Origin of the sequence: Aromatoleum aromaticum EbN1 (assembly GCF_000025965.1) — a bacterium.
Lineage (GTDB): Bacteria > Pseudomonadota > Gammaproteobacteria > Burkholderiales > Rhodocyclaceae > Aromatoleum > Aromatoleum aromaticum.
Genome location: NC_006513.1, coordinates 759,369 through 772,394 on the forward strand (window position 1 = coordinate 759,369; position 13,026 = coordinate 772,394).

The following is a 13,026-nucleotide window of genomic DNA, read 5'->3' on the forward strand; positions in this document are numbered from 1 at the left end:
GGATCGCTCCAAAACGAAGGGGCGCACTGCCGCGGCGCCCCTTTGAGCGGGTATATCCCATGGGAGGTCAGTGGCTGACCGTGTGGCTCTTGTCCGTCGCCTGAGCGTCGAGCGTGTCACCGCCGATCTTCTGCTGCACGTCTTCGCCGGACTTTTCGGAATCCCGCATGCCGTCCTTGAAACCCTTGACTGCGCCACCCAGATCCTGGCCCACATTGCGCAGCTTCTTCGTACCGAAGACCAGCACCACAATCACCAGAACGATCAGCCAGTGCCAGATACTGAATGAACCCATTACTTCTCTCCTTAACGCCTCAACATTGCCGGAAGCACCTCCGGCCCGCCCAGGATGTGGACGTGCAGATGATACACCTCCTGCCGTCCCACCCGACCCGTGTTAATGATCGTTCGAAAGCCGTCGAGGCAACCTAGTTCCCCGGCGATCCTGGCAGATTCGGTCATCACCCGGCCCATCACCGCTGCGTGCTCGGGTCGCAACTCGGCCATCGACGGAATGTGCAGCTTCGGGATCACCAGGAAGTGAACCGGCGCGACCGGATGGATGTCGTGAAAGGCGAGGATGTCCTCGTCCTCGTGGATCTTTTTCGCCGGGATCTCGCCGGCCACGATCCTGCAGAAGATACAGTCGCTCATGGTTCGTTCGCCTCACGAAACCGTACGGGATTTCTTCTCGTCGATGCCGGAGACTCCTTCGCGACGCCGGAACTCCGCGAGTACGTCATCGACCGACAGGCCGAAATGCGTCAGCAGCACCAGTGAGTGGAACCACAGGTCGGTGACTTCCCAGACCACGTGGAGCATGTCCTTGTCCTTGGCTGCCATGATCGTCTCGGCCGCCTCCTCGGCGACCTTCTTGCAGATCGCGTCGGTACCCTTGGCATACAGGCTCGAGACGTAAGACGAATCCGGGTCGGCTTTCTTGCGCTCGGCGAGGGTCGCGGCGACTCGGTGCAGCACTTCGATATCGATCATTTGTAGATATCCTTCGGATCTTTGACGACCGGATCGACTGTTTCCCATGAACCGTCGGCCAGGTAGCGCTGGAAAAAACAACTGTGGCGGCCGGTATGGCAGGCGATGCCTCCGATTTGCTCGATTTTCAGCAGGACGACGTCGCTGTCGCAGTCGAGACGGATTTCCAGCACTTTCTGGATATGGCCGGACTCCTCGCCCTTGTGCCACAGCCGGCGACGTGAACGCGACCAGTAGATCGCCTCGCCGGTTTCGGCGGTGCGCTGCAGCGCCTCGCGGTTCATCCACGCGAACATCAGCACGTCGCCGCTCGCCGCTTCCTGCGCGATCACCGGCACCAGCCCCTGGTCGTCCCACTGCACCTCGTTGAGCCAGCGTACGGAGTTCGGTCTGCTCACAGTCTCACCTCGATCCCCCGGCTGCGCATCAGTTCCTTCGCTTCGCGCACCGTATGCTGCCCGAAGTGAAAGATGCTGGCGGCGAGCACCGCATCCGCGCGCCCCTCCGAGACGCCCTCGGCCAAGTGCTCGAGCGTTCCGACGCCGCCGCTGGCGATCACCGGGATCGGCACTGCGTCGGCGACGGCGCGCGTCAGTCCCAGGTCGAAACCGATTTTCGTGCCATCCCGGTCCATGCTCGTGAGCAGGATTTCACCGGCGCCGAGCGCGGCCACCTTCTGCGCCCACTCGACTGCGTCGAGCCCGGTGTTGTTGCGCCCGCCGTGCGTGAACACCTGCCATCTGCCGGGCGCCGTCTGTTTCGCATCGATTGCGACGACGATGCACTGGCTGCCGACTTTGCCGGCGGCCTCGGCGACGACCTGCGGGTTATTCACCGCGGCGGTGTTGATGCTGACTTTGTCGGCGCCGGCGTTCAGCAGCCGGCGCACATCTTCGACGGTGCGCACGCCGCCGCCCACCGTCAGCGGGATGAAAACCTGCTCGGCAACCTGTTCGACGACATGCAGGATGATGTCGCGAGCATCCGAGCTGGCAGTGATGTCGAGAAAGGTGATCTCGTCGGCACCCTGCTCGTCGTAGCGACGCGCGATTTCGACCGGATCACCGGCGTCGCGCAATTCGACGAAGTTGACCCCCTTGACGACGCGCCCGGCATTGACATCGAGACAGGGGATGATGCGTTTGGCAAGCATCAGCCTTCGCCGCCGTTGAGTTCGTCGGCGCGCGCCTGCGCGACGGCAAAATCCAGCGCCCCTTCGTAGATGGCGCGCCCCGTGATCGCGCCCATGATCCCTTCGGCCTCGACTGCGCAGAGCGCATCGATGTCCGCGATGCTGGCGATGCCGCCGCTCGCGATGACCGGAATGCGCAGCGCCTGGGCCAGGCGGACGGTTGCTTCGACATTGACGCCCGACAGCATGCCGTCGCGGCCGATGTCCGTGTAAATCACCGCTTCGACGCCGTAGTCCTCGTATTTCTTCGCCAGATCGACGACGTCGTGACCGGTCATCTTCGACCAGCCGTCAACGGCGACCTTGCCGTCCCTGGCATCCAGGCCGACGATGATATGGCCTGGAAACGCGCCGCAGGCGTCATGCAGGAAGCCCGGGTTCTTCACTGCGGCGGTGCCGATGATGATGTACGAAATGCCGTTGTCGAGATAATGCTCGATCGTGTCGAGGTCGCGGACGCCTCCGCCGAGTTGCACCGGAATGTCGTCGCCGACCTCATCGACGATCGAGCGGATCGCGGCGCCGTTCTTCGGCTTGCCGGCGAACGCACCGTTCAGATCGACCAGGTGCAGGCGTCTCGCCCCCTGCTCGATCCAGTGCCGGGCCATCGCGGCCGGATCCTCGGAAAATACGGTCGCATCGTCCATTTCGCCCTGCTTCAGGCGTACACAATGGCCGTCCTTGAGATCGATAGCGGGAATCAGCAGCATACGGGGGATGGGGTCAATATCAGAAGTGGATGGGAAACGGCAATGGCCAGACGGGTCAGGGCGCCCAGGAAATGAAATTCGCAAGCATTTTCAGGCCCGCCTGGGCGCTCTTTTCCGGATGGAACTGAACCGCGAAGATGTTAGCCCGGGCGACTGCACTGGTAAACCTTGTCCCGTAGTCGCTTTCGGCGGCGACCAGCGCCGCGTCGGCTGGCGCGACGAAATAGCTATGGACGAAATAGAAGCGCTCGTTGTCCGGGATCCCCTCCCACATCGGATGAGGCTTGCGCTGGCACACTTCGTTCCAGCCCATGTGCGGCACTTTCAGCCGGCTGCCGTCGGCCGCGACCATCTTCGCGTCGGGGAAGCGGACCACGCCCCCCGGCAGGATTCCCAGTCCGGGCACGTTGCCTTCCTCGCTGTGCTCGAACAGCATCTGCTGGCCGATGCAGATGCCGAGGAAAGGCTTCGACGCTGCGGCAGTTTTGACCACCTCGCGCAGGCCGCGCAGGTCGAGTTCGCGCATGCAGTCGGGCATCGCGCCCTGCCCGGGGAACACCACTCGTGCGGCGGCGGCCACGACGGCCGGATCGGAAGTTACGGCCACCCGCTTGCCGGGCGCCACATGTTCGATCGCCTTGGCAACCGAGCGCAGATTGCCCATGCCATAGTCGATGATCGCTACGTCGCTCATCGCGGAATCGCTCGTATCGTAATCAGATGAATCGGGAAGGAATCAGAGTGCGCCCTTGGTCGAGGGGATCGCTCCCGCCGCACGCTCGTCGCGTTCGGCCGCCATCCGCAACGCGCGGCCGAAAGCCTTGAAAATCGTTTCGCACTGGTGGTGGGCGTTGTCGCCGCGCAGGCTGTCTATGTGCAGCGTCACGCCGGCGTGATTGACGAAGCCCTGGAAAAATTCGCGCGCGAGATCGACATCGAAGCTGCCGATTCGCGCCCGCGTGTAGCTGACGAAATAGTGCAGCCCGGGGCGTCCGGAAAAATCGACGACGACACGCGACAGCGCCTCGTCGAGCGGCACGTAGGCGTGACCATAGCGGCGGATGCCCCGCTTGTCGCCCAGCGCCCTGGCGAAAGCCTGCCCGAGCGTGATACCGACATCCTCGACGGTATGGTGGTCGTCGATGTGCGTATCGCCCTCGGCCCGGATATCCAGGTCGAACGCACCGTGGCGGGCGATCTGGTCGAGCATGTGGTCGAGGAACGGCACTCCGGTGGCGAAAGCGGCCTTGCCACTGCCATCAAGGTCGACGCGCGCGGTGATCCGGGTTTCGAGGGTATCGCGAGTAACTTCGGCTTGCCGCATGGGAGTGGGAACAAAAATGAGAAGGGCCGGATGCCGGCAGGCATCGTTCTCGCGCCATGATACCATCGCCCGCGAGTCGCGCCGCAATGCTGCCGTTCCGGTACCTGCGCGGACGCGCGGCATGCGGGGCGCAGCAGCGATCCCTTTCTCTTTCCCTTTCCAGTCCGACACGCCCTGATCCGCCGATGAGCCAATACTGGAGCGCCGTTGTCCACGGCCTGACCCCTTATGTCCCGGGCGAGCAGCCCAAGCTCGCCAACCTGGTCAAGCTCAACACCAACGAGCATCCGTATGGGCCGTCGCCCCGCGCGCTCGCGGCGATCCGCGCCGAAGCGTCGGACGCGCTGCGGCTCTACCCCGACCCGCACGCCGACCGGCTCAAGGCGGCGATCGCGACGCGCTTCGGCGTCGAGCCGCGCGAGGTGTTCGTCGGCAACGGTTCGGACGAAGTGCTCGCTCATGCGTTCATGGCGCTCCTGAAGCACGAGCGCCCGCTGCGCTTTCCGGACATCTCGTACAGCTTCTATCCGGTCTACTGCGGCCTGTACGGCATCGCGTTCGAGACCGTGCCGCTCGACGACGACTTCGCGATCCGCCCGGATGACTACCTGCCGCACGGCTCGGTCGCTGCCGGCGGCATCATCTTCCCGAACCCGAACGCACCGACTGGCCGGCTGATGCCGCTAAGTGACATCGAACGCATCGTCGCAGGCAATCCACAGTGCGTCGTCGTCATCGACGAAGCGTATGTCGACTTCGGCGGCGAATCGGCGATTCCGCTCGTGCGGCACCATCCGAACCTGCTCGTCGTCCAGACGTTGTCGAAATCGCGTTCGCTCGCCGGCCTGCGCGTCGGCTTCGCCGTGGGCAACCCGGATCTGATCGAAGCGCTCGACCGCGTCAAGGACAGCTTCAACTCGTATCCGCTCGACCGCTTGGCGATCGCGGGCGGTGTGGCCGCGATCGAGGACGAGGAGCACTTCCAGCGCACCCGCATGGCGGTGATCGCGACTCGTGAGCGCCTTTCGGCGGATCTCGCGTCGCTCGGCTTCGACGTGCTGCCGTCGGCAGCGAACTTCGTGTTCACCCGGCATCCGCACCGCGATGCGGGAGAGCTCGCCGCGCAGCTGCGCCGGCGCGCGATCATCGTGCGCCACTTCCGTCAGCCGCGGATCGAGCAGTTCCTGCGCATCACGGTCGGCACCGACGAGCAGTGCGCCGCGCTCGTCGAAGCGCTGCGCGACATCCTGCGTTAGGGCAGCGCGGCGAACATCGCCGGCCTCTGCCCGCCCGCCAGGCGACTATCGATCGTGCAGCCGCATTTCGGCCGAGCGCGCGTGCGCCTGCAGGCCCTCGCCGCGCGCGAGGATCGACGCGACGCGGCCGAGCGTCTGCGCGCCGGCTTCGGATATCTGCACGATGCTGGTGCGCTTCTGGAAGTCGTACACACCGAGCGGTGACGAAAAGCGCGCGCTGCGCATCGTCGGCAGCACGTGGTTCGGCCCGGCGCAGTAATCGCCGAGCGCCTCGACCGACCAGTGTCCGACGAAAATCGCTCCGGCATGGCGGATGCGGCCGATCCACGGTTCGGCATCGTCCAGCGAAAGTTCGAGGTGTTCGGGGGCGATACGGTTCGCGATCGCACAGGCCTGCTCGAGGCTGTCGACGTGGATCAGCGCGCCGCGGTTCGCAAGCGACGCGGCGATCGTCTCGCGGCGCGGCATCGACGGCAGCAGGCGCTCGATCGACGCGGCAACCGCATCGATGAAGCCGGCGTCGGTGCACAGCAGGATCGACTGCGCGAGCTCGTCGTGCTCAGCTTGGGCAAACAGGTCCATCGCGACCCAGCCCGCCTGACCACTGCCGTCCGAGATGATCAGCACTTCCGACGGACCGGCAACCATGTCGATGCCGACGGTGCCGAACACGCGGCGCTTCGCCTCGGCGACATAGGCGTTGCCGGGACCGACGATCTTGTCGACCTGCGGCAGAGTCTGAGTGCCGTACGCGAGTGCGGCCACCGCCTGTGCGCCGCCGATCGTGAATACGCGGTCGACGCCGGTGATCGCAGCCGCCGCGAGCACCAGCGGATTCTTCTCGCCATTCGGCGTCGGCACCACCATGATCAGCTCGCCGACCCCGGCGACCTTGGCCGGAATCGCGTTCATCAACACGGAACTCGGGTACGACGCGCGCCCGCCCGGCACGTACAGGCCGACGCGGTCGAGCGGCGTGACTTTCTGGCCGAGCCGCGTGCCGTCGGCTTCGACGTAGTCCCAGGATTCGGCGCGCTGGCGTTCGTGATAGACGCGCACGCGGTCGGCCGCGACGCGCAGCGCCTCGCGTTGCTCGACGGTGAGGCTGTCGAGCGCCGCTTTCAGCTCCGACTTCGACAGTTCCAGCTGAACCATCGACTTCACGTCGAGATGGTCGAAACGCCGCGTGTATTCGAGCACTGCCGCATCGCCCGTAGTGCGCACCGCGCGCAGGATCTCGCTGACCGCGGCGTCGATGCGCGCGTCCGCGCCGCCTTCGAACGCGAGCAGCGCATCGAGTGTCGCCAGGAATTCGGGTTCGCGCGCGTCGAGGCGGCGGATCGCGGCAGCCGGAGCGGTCATTTCACGGCTCCTGCAAAGGCCTCCAGCAGCGGCTGGATGAGTTCGCGCTTGAGCTTGAGCGAAGCCTGGTTGACGATCAGACGCGAGCTGATCGGCATGATCTCCTCGACTTCCTCGAGATTGTTCGCGCGCAAAGTGCTGCCGCTCGACACGAGGTCGACAATCGCATCGGCGAGGCCGACCAGCGGCGCGAGCTCCATCGAACCGTACAGCTTGATCAGGTCGACGTGCACACCTTTCGCGGCGAAATGCGTCTTCGCGCTGTTGATGTATTTGGTCGCAACACGGACACGCCCTCCGGGCCGGGAAGCCGCGGCATAATCGAAGCCCTTGCGCGTCGCCACGCACAGCCGGCATTTTGCGATATCGAGGTCGAGCGGCTGGTACAACCCCGCTCCGCCGTGCTCGAGGAGGACGTCCTTGCCGGCGATGCCGAGGTCGGCAGCGCCATACTGCACGTAGGTCGGCGTGTCGGTTGCGCGTACGATGACGAGGCGCACGTCCGGACGGTTCGTGTCGATGATCAGCTTGCGCGAGGTCTCGGGATTGTCGGCGGGCACGATGCCGGCCGCCGCGAGCAGCGGCAGCGTTTCCTCGAAGATGCGGCCCTTCGACAGGGCGAGGGTGATGCTGGACACGGACGGCGCCTCGGAAGAAATCGGGCTGACATTGTAACCCGGCACGCCTTCTGTTAGCCTGCAGCGGTTGGCTGAACCGCGCAGCGGTTCGGCCATTTTTACTTTTCCCAGCAACGATTTGAGGTGAGATGAGATGAAACCCGAGATCGTGATCTCTTCACGCGACCTGGAGCGCCTGGAGGGCCTGCTGTTCTCGCCCGCCGCTCGCAACCGGGGCGACCTGAATGGCCTGCGCGATGAACTGGAGCGCGCTGTCGTACGCGAACCGGAGAACATGCCGGGCGACGTGATCACCATGAACAGCCAGGCGCGCTTTCGCGAACAACCCAGTGGCCGGGAATACGAGCTGACTCTCGTCTATCCCGGCGATACGGAGCAGGGTCCCGGCAAGGTGTCCGTATTCTCGCCGGCTGGCAGCGCGCTGCTCGGCCTGTCGGTCGGCCAGGCGATCGACTGGAAGACCGACGACGGGCGTTCGATCCACCTCGAAGTGCTCGAAGTCCGGCAGCCGGAAGCCGCCGGACACTGAGCTGCCAACCCGCGTCGCGCCTGCGCTTCAGGCGATGCGACGCACGTGGGCACCGAGCGCGGCGAGCTTCTCCTCGAGCCGCTCGTAACCGCGATCGAGGTGGTAGATGCGCTCGATGACCGTTTCACCTTCGGCGACGAGGCCGGCGATGACGAGACTTGCCGAGGCGCGCAGATCGGTCGCCATCACGGTCGCCCCCTGCAGCCGCTCGACCCCCTGCACGACGGCGGTATTGCCGTCGATGCGGATGTCGGCACCGAGGCGCTGCAACTCGACGGCATGCATGAAGCGGTTCTCGAAGATCGTCTCACGGATCATCGCCGCCCCGCTGGCGACCGCGTTGATCGCCATGAACTGCGCCTGCATGTCGGTCGGAAACGCCGGATACGGCGACGTGCGGATATTCACCGACGTCAGGCGCGCCGGCGCCTTCAGGCGGATCGCGTCGCGCTCGGTGACGACGTCGCAGCCGGCATCCATCAGCTTGTCGACGACGGCATCGAGATACGCGGTCGACGTGCGGGTCAGGCGGATCTCGCCGCCGGTCGCCGCCGCCGCACACAGGTAGGTGCCGGTTTCGATGCGGTCCGGCATGATGCGGTGCGTCGCGCCGTTGAGGCGGTCGACGCCGCGGATGCGGATGACGTCGGTGCCGGCACCCGAGATGCGTGCACCCATCGCGACGAGGCAGTTCGCCAGATCGACGACTTCGGGTTCGCGCGCGGCGTTCTCGATCACCGTTTCGCCGTCGGCGAGACAGGCCGCCATCATCAGGTTTTCAGTGCCGGTGACCGTCACCATGTCGGTGAAGAGGCGCGCACCGGCGAGGCGCGACACGACCGCGTGCACGTAGCCGTGCTCGACCGTCACCTGCGCTCCCATCGCCTGAAGGCCCTTGATGTGCTGGTCCACGGGGCGCGCGCCGATCGCGCAGCCGCCCGGCAGGCTCACGCGCGCTTCGCCGCAGCGCGCGACGAGCGGCCCGAGCACGAGGATCGACGCCCGCATCGTCTTGACCATCTCGTACGGCGCGACCGGGTTGTCGATCGCGGACGCGTCGAGCGTGACGGCGGCGTTGTCGCGACTGACCTTGACTCCCATCTGCCCGAGCAGATTCAGCAGAGTGTCGATGTCGTTCAGCTGCGGCACGTTCGTTAACGTCACCGGCTCACGGGTCAGCAGCGCGGCACACAGGATCGGCAAGGCCGCGTTCTTCGCGCCGGAAATCGCCGCTTCTCCGGCCAGGCGCACGCCGCCTTCGATCAGTAGCTTGTCCATCGCGTCGCTCAGAACCCGAGTCCGCCGCGCACTTCGGCCCACTTCGCGGGCGTGAAGGTCTGCAGCTGCAGCGCATGGATCTCGTTGCCCATCAGCTTGCCGAGCGTCGCATACACGGCTTGGTGCTGACGGACTTTCAGCTTGCCCTCGAATTCGGCACTGACGACGATGCCGGTAAAGTGGACGCCGTCGTCGCCCTGGATTTCGACGAATTCGCAGGGCAACCCCTGCTCGATCAGTCTCTTGATTTCGCTTGCTTCGAACATTTTGATTTCCTCAGGCACGCAGCTTGTAGCCCCGGGCGAGCATCGCCAGGGTCAGGGCCGCAAGTAACATCAGACACACACTAACGACACCCAGACTCAGCCACGGCGACACGTCGGACTGGCCGAAGAAGCCGTAACGAAAACCGTCGATCATGAAGAAGAACGGGTTGGCATGCGACACGTCCTGCCACAGCTGCGGCAGGGAATGCAGCGAATAGAACACGCCGGACAGCATCGTCAGCGGCATGATCAGGAAGTTCTGGAACCCGGCGAGCTGGTCGAACTTGTCGGCCCAGATGCCGGCGATGACGCCGAGCGAAGCGAGGATCGCGCTGCCCATCAGGGCGAACGCCAGTGCCCAGCCCGGCGCCGCGATCGACAGGTCGACGAACGGAATCGACACCAGCAGCACGCCGGTGCCGACGAACAGTCCGCGCAGCATCGACGCGATGACGTAGGCGGCATAGAACTCGCGGTACGACAGCGGCGGCAGCAGGACGAAAATGATGTTGCCGGTGATCTTGCTCTGGATCAGCGACGACGAGCTGTTCGCGAACGCGTTCTGCAGCAGCGACATCATCACCAGCCCCGGGACGAGAAACGCCGTGTAGGCGACTTCGCCATAGCCGGTGACGTGGCGGTCGAGCACGTGCGAGAAGATCAGCAGGAACAGCATCGCGTTGATCACCGGCGCCAGAACGGTCTGGAACCCGACTTTCCAGAAGCGCAGCACTTCCTTGTACAGCAGCGTGCGAAAACCCGCGAGGCGCGACTCAGGCACGGTGCATGACCTCGACGAAGACCCGTTCGAGATCGGCTTCGCCGAGCTGCATCTCGACGATCCGCCCGCCTGCTTCGCGCAGGCGCGCGAGCGTCGGTTCGAGCTCGTCGTAGGTGTCGAGCGCGAACTCCGCCCAGCCGCCTTCGGCGAGCGCCGCGCCGAGGCCGCTGGCGATTTCGGGACGCTCGAGACGCACGCGCAGCGAATGCGTCGCGAAACGCCGCAGCAGGTTGTCGGTCGTGTCGAGCGCGACGACGCGACCCGCCTTCAGCATCGCGATGCGTCCGCACAGCGCCTCGGCCTCTTCGAGGTAGTGCGTCGTCAGCACGATCGTATGGCCGTCGCGGTTCAGCTTGCGGATGAACTGCCACAGGCCCTGGCGCAGTTCGACGTCCACGCCGGCGGTCGGCTCGTCGAGCACGATCACCGGCGGCCGGTGCACCAGCGCCTGGGCAACCAGCACGCGACGCTTCATGCCCCCCGACAGCATGCGCATGTTCGCACCCGCTTTCGCGGTCAGGTCGAGGCTCGCCAGAATCTCGTCGATCCAGTCGTCGTTGTGGCGGATGCCGAAGTAGCCGGACTGGATGCGCAGCAGCTCCCGCACCGTGAAAAACGGATCGAATACCAGCTCCTGCGGCACCACGCCGAGTTTGCGGCGCGCATTGCGGTAATCGGACACGACGTCGTGGCCCATCACTTCGAGCGTGCCGCTGTCGGCGCGCACCAGCCCCGACAGGGACGAGATCAGCGTCGTCTTGCCGGCACCGTTCGGGCCGAGCAGGCCGAAGAACTCGCCGCGGTCGACGTCGAGGTCGACGCCGGCGAGCGCCTGCACGGAGCCATACCGCTTCGTCACCGAAGCAATGCGGATTGCCGGCAGGCTCATCGAGTCGACGCGGCCGGGGCTTGCGCCGGCAACAGTTCGTCGACTCCATACAGGGCGGCGAGACTGCCCAATCCCTCCGGGACGCCGCTCAGCGTCATCCGGTGCCCGGCGTCACGGGCCGCTCGCAGCCAGTCGAACAGCAGCGCCAGCGCTGCCGAATCGGCTGCGGTGACGCCGGACAGGTCGACCGTCAGGTCGCCGGCCGCGGCTTTCGCGCGTCCGGCCTGCACGAACCCGCTCACGGTCGTCATCGTCAGCGGTCCGCCGAGCCGCAGCACCTCGGTCACGTTACCGTTCATGAACGTTCCGGGGAGCCGCTCAGTTCCTGCGTCTTGGCATGCAGGGAACGGATCAGCCCGTCGATGCCGCCAGCACGGATTTCCTGCGCGAACGTGCCGCGATAATTCGTCACCAGGCTGACGCCGGCAACGACGACGTCGAACACTTTCCAGCCACGATCGGTTTTTTCGAGCACGTAGTCGATGTTGATCGGCTGCGCCCCGGCCTGGCGGACCTCGGTCTGCACGCGCACGGTGGTATCGGCGGCGCCGAACCGCGCCGGCTTGTATTCGATGACCTGGTTGCGGTACTGCGTCAGGGCATTGGAATAGGTGCGGACCAGCAGCGTGCGGAACGCATCGACCAGCTCGTTCTGCTGCTCGGGAGTCGCCTGGCGCCAATCCTTGCCGACGGCGAGCATCGTCATGCGACGGAAGTTGAAGTGCGGCAGCACCTTTTCCTCGACGAGATCGACGACGCGGCCCGTATCGCCCGCACGGATCGCCTGGTCGTCGCGAACGATCGCCAGCACGTCGCTGCTCACGTCGCGAACCAGCGCGTCGGGAGCCGTCGGCACAGCCGTGGCTGGGGCACCCGGCGCCGCGCCGGGATCGGCCGCGACACTCGCGCCGATCGACAGGAGCAGACACAGAGAAAGGAAGAGTTTTTTCATCTTGTATTACCTTGTGGCCGGGCGGTCATCCCCGGATCCGCCGCTCACCTGCTGAAATTCGTTGGTATCGCTCACTGCCGCGGCACCGCTGGCGGGCGACGGCGGCGATACGGCTTCGTCACTGCCGTTGAAATCCTCGTATTCCTGCGGCGGGCTCCCGTCATGGACCCGGTAGCGACGCTGCTGCAGGTAGAAGTCGCGCGCATAGGAATACTTGTCGAGAGTGCCTTCCTCGAGCGTCTTGTCGATGCCGAGCAAGTTCGCCCGGCCATGCACGAGACGCAGCGCCGTCAGGCTGTTGCGCGTCGCGACGTCGCTCACGCCCCAGACATTGTCGCCGTACAGATCGATCGGCAGCACGGCGGCGTCGCGCACCGTACGCGGCCCGAAGAACGGCACGACGAAGTAGGCGCCTTCGCCGACTCCCCAGCGCCCGAGCGTCTGGCCGAAATCCTCGTCGCTCTTCGGCAGTCCGAACTCGGATGCGACATCGAAGACGCCGAAGATGCCGAGCGTCGAGTTCAGGCCGAACCGGGCGCCGTCGGACAGGCCTTCCCTGAACTTGCCTTGCAGCAGGTTATTGACGCCGTTCCAGACGTCGCCGACGTTGCCGAAGAAGTTGCCGACGCCGGTGCGAGCGGGAGGCGGCATCGTCGCATCGTAGGCCTCTGCGACCGGCCGGATCACGGCGCGGTCGACTGTTTCGTTGAAACCGAACATCGCGCGGTTGTAGCGCTCGAGCGGATCGTCCGGATTCGCGATGCGCGTCGTGCAGCCGGCGGCCAGCGTCAGGCAGAGGGCGATCACCGCGAGCGTTGTTTGTCGGGGGAAAGGGCTGTTATTCATTTTTATTCGA

Annotated in this window: 19 protein-coding genes; 2 read left to right on the forward strand and 17 right to left on the reverse strand. The window is 65.4% G+C overall.

Annotation, left to right across the window (positions count from 1 at the left end; translation table 11 throughout):
- Window positions 1-67: 67 nt before the first annotated feature.
- The 8 genes from tatA to hisB are packed head-to-tail and all read right to left on the reverse strand — an operon-like array spanning window position 68 to window position 4,219.
- Window positions 68-295, reverse strand: coding sequence for a Sec-independent protein translocase subunit TatA (gene tatA, locus EBN1_RS03565; RefSeq protein ID WP_011236540.1), 228 nt, complete (start codon window positions 293-295; stop codon window positions 68-70).
- 11 nt (window positions 296-306) lie between these two features.
- Entirely contained in the window at window positions 307-654 is a 348-nt protein-coding gene (locus tag EBN1_RS03570; protein WP_011236541.1) for a histidine triad nucleotide-binding protein, read from the reverse strand.
- A 12-nt stretch (window positions 655-666) separates the two neighbouring features.
- The gene (locus EBN1_RS03575; RefSeq protein ID WP_011236542.1) at window positions 667-993 is read right to left on the reverse strand and encodes a phosphoribosyl-ATP diphosphatase; all 327 of its coding nucleotides are present in this window, start codon (window positions 991-993) and stop codon (window positions 667-669) included.
- On the reverse strand, window positions 990-1,391 hold the full coding sequence (gene hisI / locus EBN1_RS03580) for a phosphoribosyl-AMP cyclohydrolase (protein WP_011236543.1): 402 nt from the start codon (window positions 1,389-1,391) through the stop codon (window positions 990-992). Before hisI ends, EBN1_RS03575 begins: the two co-directional genes overlap by 4 nt.
- Window positions 1,388-2,146 (reverse strand): imidazole glycerol phosphate synthase subunit HisF, encoded by a 759-nt coding sequence (gene hisF / locus EBN1_RS03585; protein WP_011236544.1) that lies wholly within the window; start codon window positions 2,144-2,146, stop codon window positions 1,388-1,390. The genes hisI and hisF overlap by 4 nt, the downstream gene beginning before the upstream one ends.
- Window positions 2,146-2,895 (reverse strand): 1-(5-phosphoribosyl)-5-[(5-phosphoribosylamino)methylideneamino]imidazole-4-carboxamide isomerase, encoded by a 750-nt coding sequence (gene hisA / locus EBN1_RS03590; protein WP_011236545.1) that lies wholly within the window; start codon window positions 2,893-2,895, stop codon window positions 2,146-2,148. The genes hisF and hisA overlap by 1 nt, the downstream gene beginning before the upstream one ends.
- 55 nt (window positions 2,896-2,950) lie before the next feature.
- Window positions 2,951-3,589 (reverse strand): imidazole glycerol phosphate synthase subunit HisH, encoded by a 639-nt coding sequence (gene hisH / locus EBN1_RS03595; RefSeq protein ID WP_011236546.1) that lies wholly within the window; start codon window positions 3,587-3,589, stop codon window positions 2,951-2,953.
- Between the two features lie 42 nt (window positions 3,590-3,631).
- On the reverse strand, window positions 3,632-4,219 hold the full coding sequence (gene hisB / locus EBN1_RS03600) for an imidazoleglycerol-phosphate dehydratase HisB (protein WP_011236547.1): 588 nt from the start codon (window positions 4,217-4,219) through the stop codon (window positions 3,632-3,634).
- A 185-nt stretch (window positions 4,220-4,404) separates the two neighbouring features.
- Between hisB and hisC the strand changes: the two genes are divergently transcribed.
- Window positions 4,405-5,475, forward strand: coding sequence for a histidinol-phosphate transaminase (gene hisC, locus EBN1_RS03605; protein WP_011236548.1), 1,071 nt, complete (start codon window positions 4,405-4,407; stop codon window positions 5,473-5,475).
- 45 nt (window positions 5,476-5,520) lie between these two features.
- Here hisC and hisD read toward each other — a convergent pair whose 3' ends face one another.
- Both hisD and hisG read right to left on the reverse strand, forming a co-directional pair.
- Window positions 5,521-6,837 carry a histidinol dehydrogenase gene (hisD, locus tag EBN1_RS03610; RefSeq protein ID WP_011236549.1) on the reverse strand — a complete coding sequence of 439 codons (1,317 nt, stop codon included), beginning with the start codon at window positions 6,835-6,837 and terminating at the stop codon, window positions 5,521-5,523.
- Complete coding sequence (gene hisG / locus EBN1_RS03615; RefSeq protein ID WP_011236550.1) at window positions 6,834-7,475, reverse strand: ATP phosphoribosyltransferase; 642 nt, start codon at window positions 7,473-7,475, stop codon at window positions 6,834-6,836. The genes hisD and hisG overlap by 4 nt, the downstream gene beginning before the upstream one ends.
- Window positions 7,476-7,608: 133 nt before the next feature.
- Between hisG and rnk the strand changes: the two genes are divergently transcribed.
- Complete coding sequence (gene rnk / locus EBN1_RS03620) at window positions 7,609-8,004, forward strand: nucleoside diphosphate kinase regulator (RefSeq protein WP_041645676.1); 396 nt, start codon at window positions 7,609-7,611, stop codon at window positions 8,002-8,004.
- A 27-nt stretch (window positions 8,005-8,031) separates the two neighbouring features.
- On the opposite strand, the gene murA is transcribed toward rnk, so the two are convergent.
- The 7 genes from murA to EBN1_RS03655 are packed head-to-tail and all read right to left on the reverse strand — an operon-like array spanning window position 8,032 to window position 13,016.
- Window positions 8,032-9,282 (reverse strand): UDP-N-acetylglucosamine 1-carboxyvinyltransferase, encoded by a 1,251-nt coding sequence (murA, locus tag EBN1_RS03625; protein WP_011236552.1) that lies wholly within the window; start codon window positions 9,280-9,282, stop codon window positions 8,032-8,034.
- An 8-nt stretch (window positions 9,283-9,290) separates the two neighbouring features.
- On the reverse strand, window positions 9,291-9,548 hold the full coding sequence (locus EBN1_RS03630) for a BolA family protein (RefSeq protein WP_011236553.1): 258 nt from the start codon (window positions 9,546-9,548) through the stop codon (window positions 9,291-9,293).
- Window positions 9,549-9,558: 10 nt separating this feature from the next.
- Window positions 9,559-10,329 carry an ABC transporter permease gene (locus EBN1_RS03635; protein WP_011236554.1) on the reverse strand — a complete coding sequence of 257 codons (771 nt, stop codon included), beginning with the start codon at window positions 10,327-10,329 and terminating at the stop codon, window positions 9,559-9,561.
- Window positions 10,322-11,218 carry an ABC transporter ATP-binding protein gene (locus EBN1_RS03640; protein WP_011236555.1) on the reverse strand — a complete coding sequence of 299 codons (897 nt, stop codon included), beginning with the start codon at window positions 11,216-11,218 and terminating at the stop codon, window positions 10,322-10,324. The genes EBN1_RS03635 and EBN1_RS03640 overlap by 8 nt, the downstream gene beginning before the upstream one ends.
- Window positions 11,215-11,517, reverse strand: a complete 303-nt coding sequence (locus EBN1_RS03645) for an STAS domain-containing protein (RefSeq protein ID WP_011236556.1) — start codon at window positions 11,515-11,517, stop codon at window positions 11,215-11,217. The genes EBN1_RS03640 and EBN1_RS03645 overlap by 4 nt, the downstream gene beginning before the upstream one ends.
- On the reverse strand, window positions 11,514-12,170 hold the full coding sequence (locus EBN1_RS03650) for an MlaC/ttg2D family ABC transporter substrate-binding protein (RefSeq protein WP_011236557.1): 657 nt from the start codon (window positions 12,168-12,170) through the stop codon (window positions 11,514-11,516). Before EBN1_RS03650 ends, EBN1_RS03645 begins: the two co-directional genes overlap by 4 nt.
- A gap of 6 nt (window positions 12,171-12,176) precedes the next feature.
- On the reverse strand, window positions 12,177-13,016 hold the full coding sequence (locus tag EBN1_RS03655) for an MlaA family lipoprotein (protein ID WP_011236558.1): 840 nt from the start codon (window positions 13,014-13,016) through the stop codon (window positions 12,177-12,179).
- Between the last annotated feature and the right edge of the window lie 10 nt (window positions 13,017-13,026).

Coding starts and splice junctions, on each gene's coding strand:
- tatA (WP_011236540.1), bottom strand. CDS start 295: ATGGGTTCATTCAGTATCTGGCACTGGCTGATCGTTCTGGTGATTGTG.
- EBN1_RS03570 (WP_011236541.1), bottom strand. CDS start 654: ATGAGCGACTGTATCTTCTGCAGGATCGTGGCCGGCGAGATCCCGGCG.
- EBN1_RS03575 (WP_011236542.1), bottom strand. CDS start 993: ATGATCGATATCGAAGTGCTGCACCGAGTCGCCGCGACCCTCGCCGAG.
- hisF (WP_011236544.1), bottom strand. CDS start 2,146: ATGCTTGCCAAACGCATCATCCCCTGTCTCGATGTCAATGCCGGGCGC.
- hisA (WP_011236545.1), bottom strand. CDS start 2,895: ATGCTGCTGATTCCCGCTATCGATCTCAAGGACGGCCATTGTGTACGC.
- hisH (WP_011236546.1), bottom strand. CDS start 3,589: ATGAGCGACGTAGCGATCATCGACTATGGCATGGGCAATCTGCGCTCG.
- hisB (WP_011236547.1), bottom strand. CDS start 4,219: ATGCGGCAAGCCGAAGTTACTCGCGATACCCTCGAAACCCGGATCACC.
- hisC (WP_011236548.1), top strand. CDS start 4,405: ATGAGCCAATACTGGAGCGCCGTTGTCCACGGCCTGACCCCTTATGTC.
- hisD (WP_011236549.1), bottom strand. CDS start 6,837: ATGACCGCTCCGGCTGCCGCGATCCGCCGCCTCGACGCGCGCGAACCC.
- rnk (WP_041645676.1), top strand. CDS start 7,609: ATGAAACCCGAGATCGTGATCTCTTCACGCGACCTGGAGCGCCTGGAG.
- murA (WP_011236552.1), bottom strand. CDS start 9,282: ATGGACAAGCTACTGATCGAAGGCGGCGTGCGCCTGGCCGGAGAAGCG.
- EBN1_RS03630 (WP_011236553.1), bottom strand. CDS start 9,548: ATGTTCGAAGCAAGCGAAATCAAGAGACTGATCGAGCAGGGGTTGCCC.
- EBN1_RS03640 (WP_011236555.1), bottom strand. CDS start 11,218: ATGAGCCTGCCGGCAATCCGCATTGCTTCGGTGACGAAGCGGTATGGC.
- EBN1_RS03645 (WP_011236556.1), bottom strand. CDS start 11,517: ATGAACGGTAACGTGACCGAGGTGCTGCGGCTCGGCGGACCGCTGACG.
- EBN1_RS03650 (WP_011236557.1), bottom strand. CDS start 12,170: ATGAAAAAACTCTTCCTTTCTCTGTGTCTGCTCCTGTCGATCGGCGCG.
- EBN1_RS03655 (WP_011236558.1), bottom strand. CDS start 13,016: ATGAATAACAGCCCTTTCCCCCGACAAACAACGCTCGCGGTGATCGCC.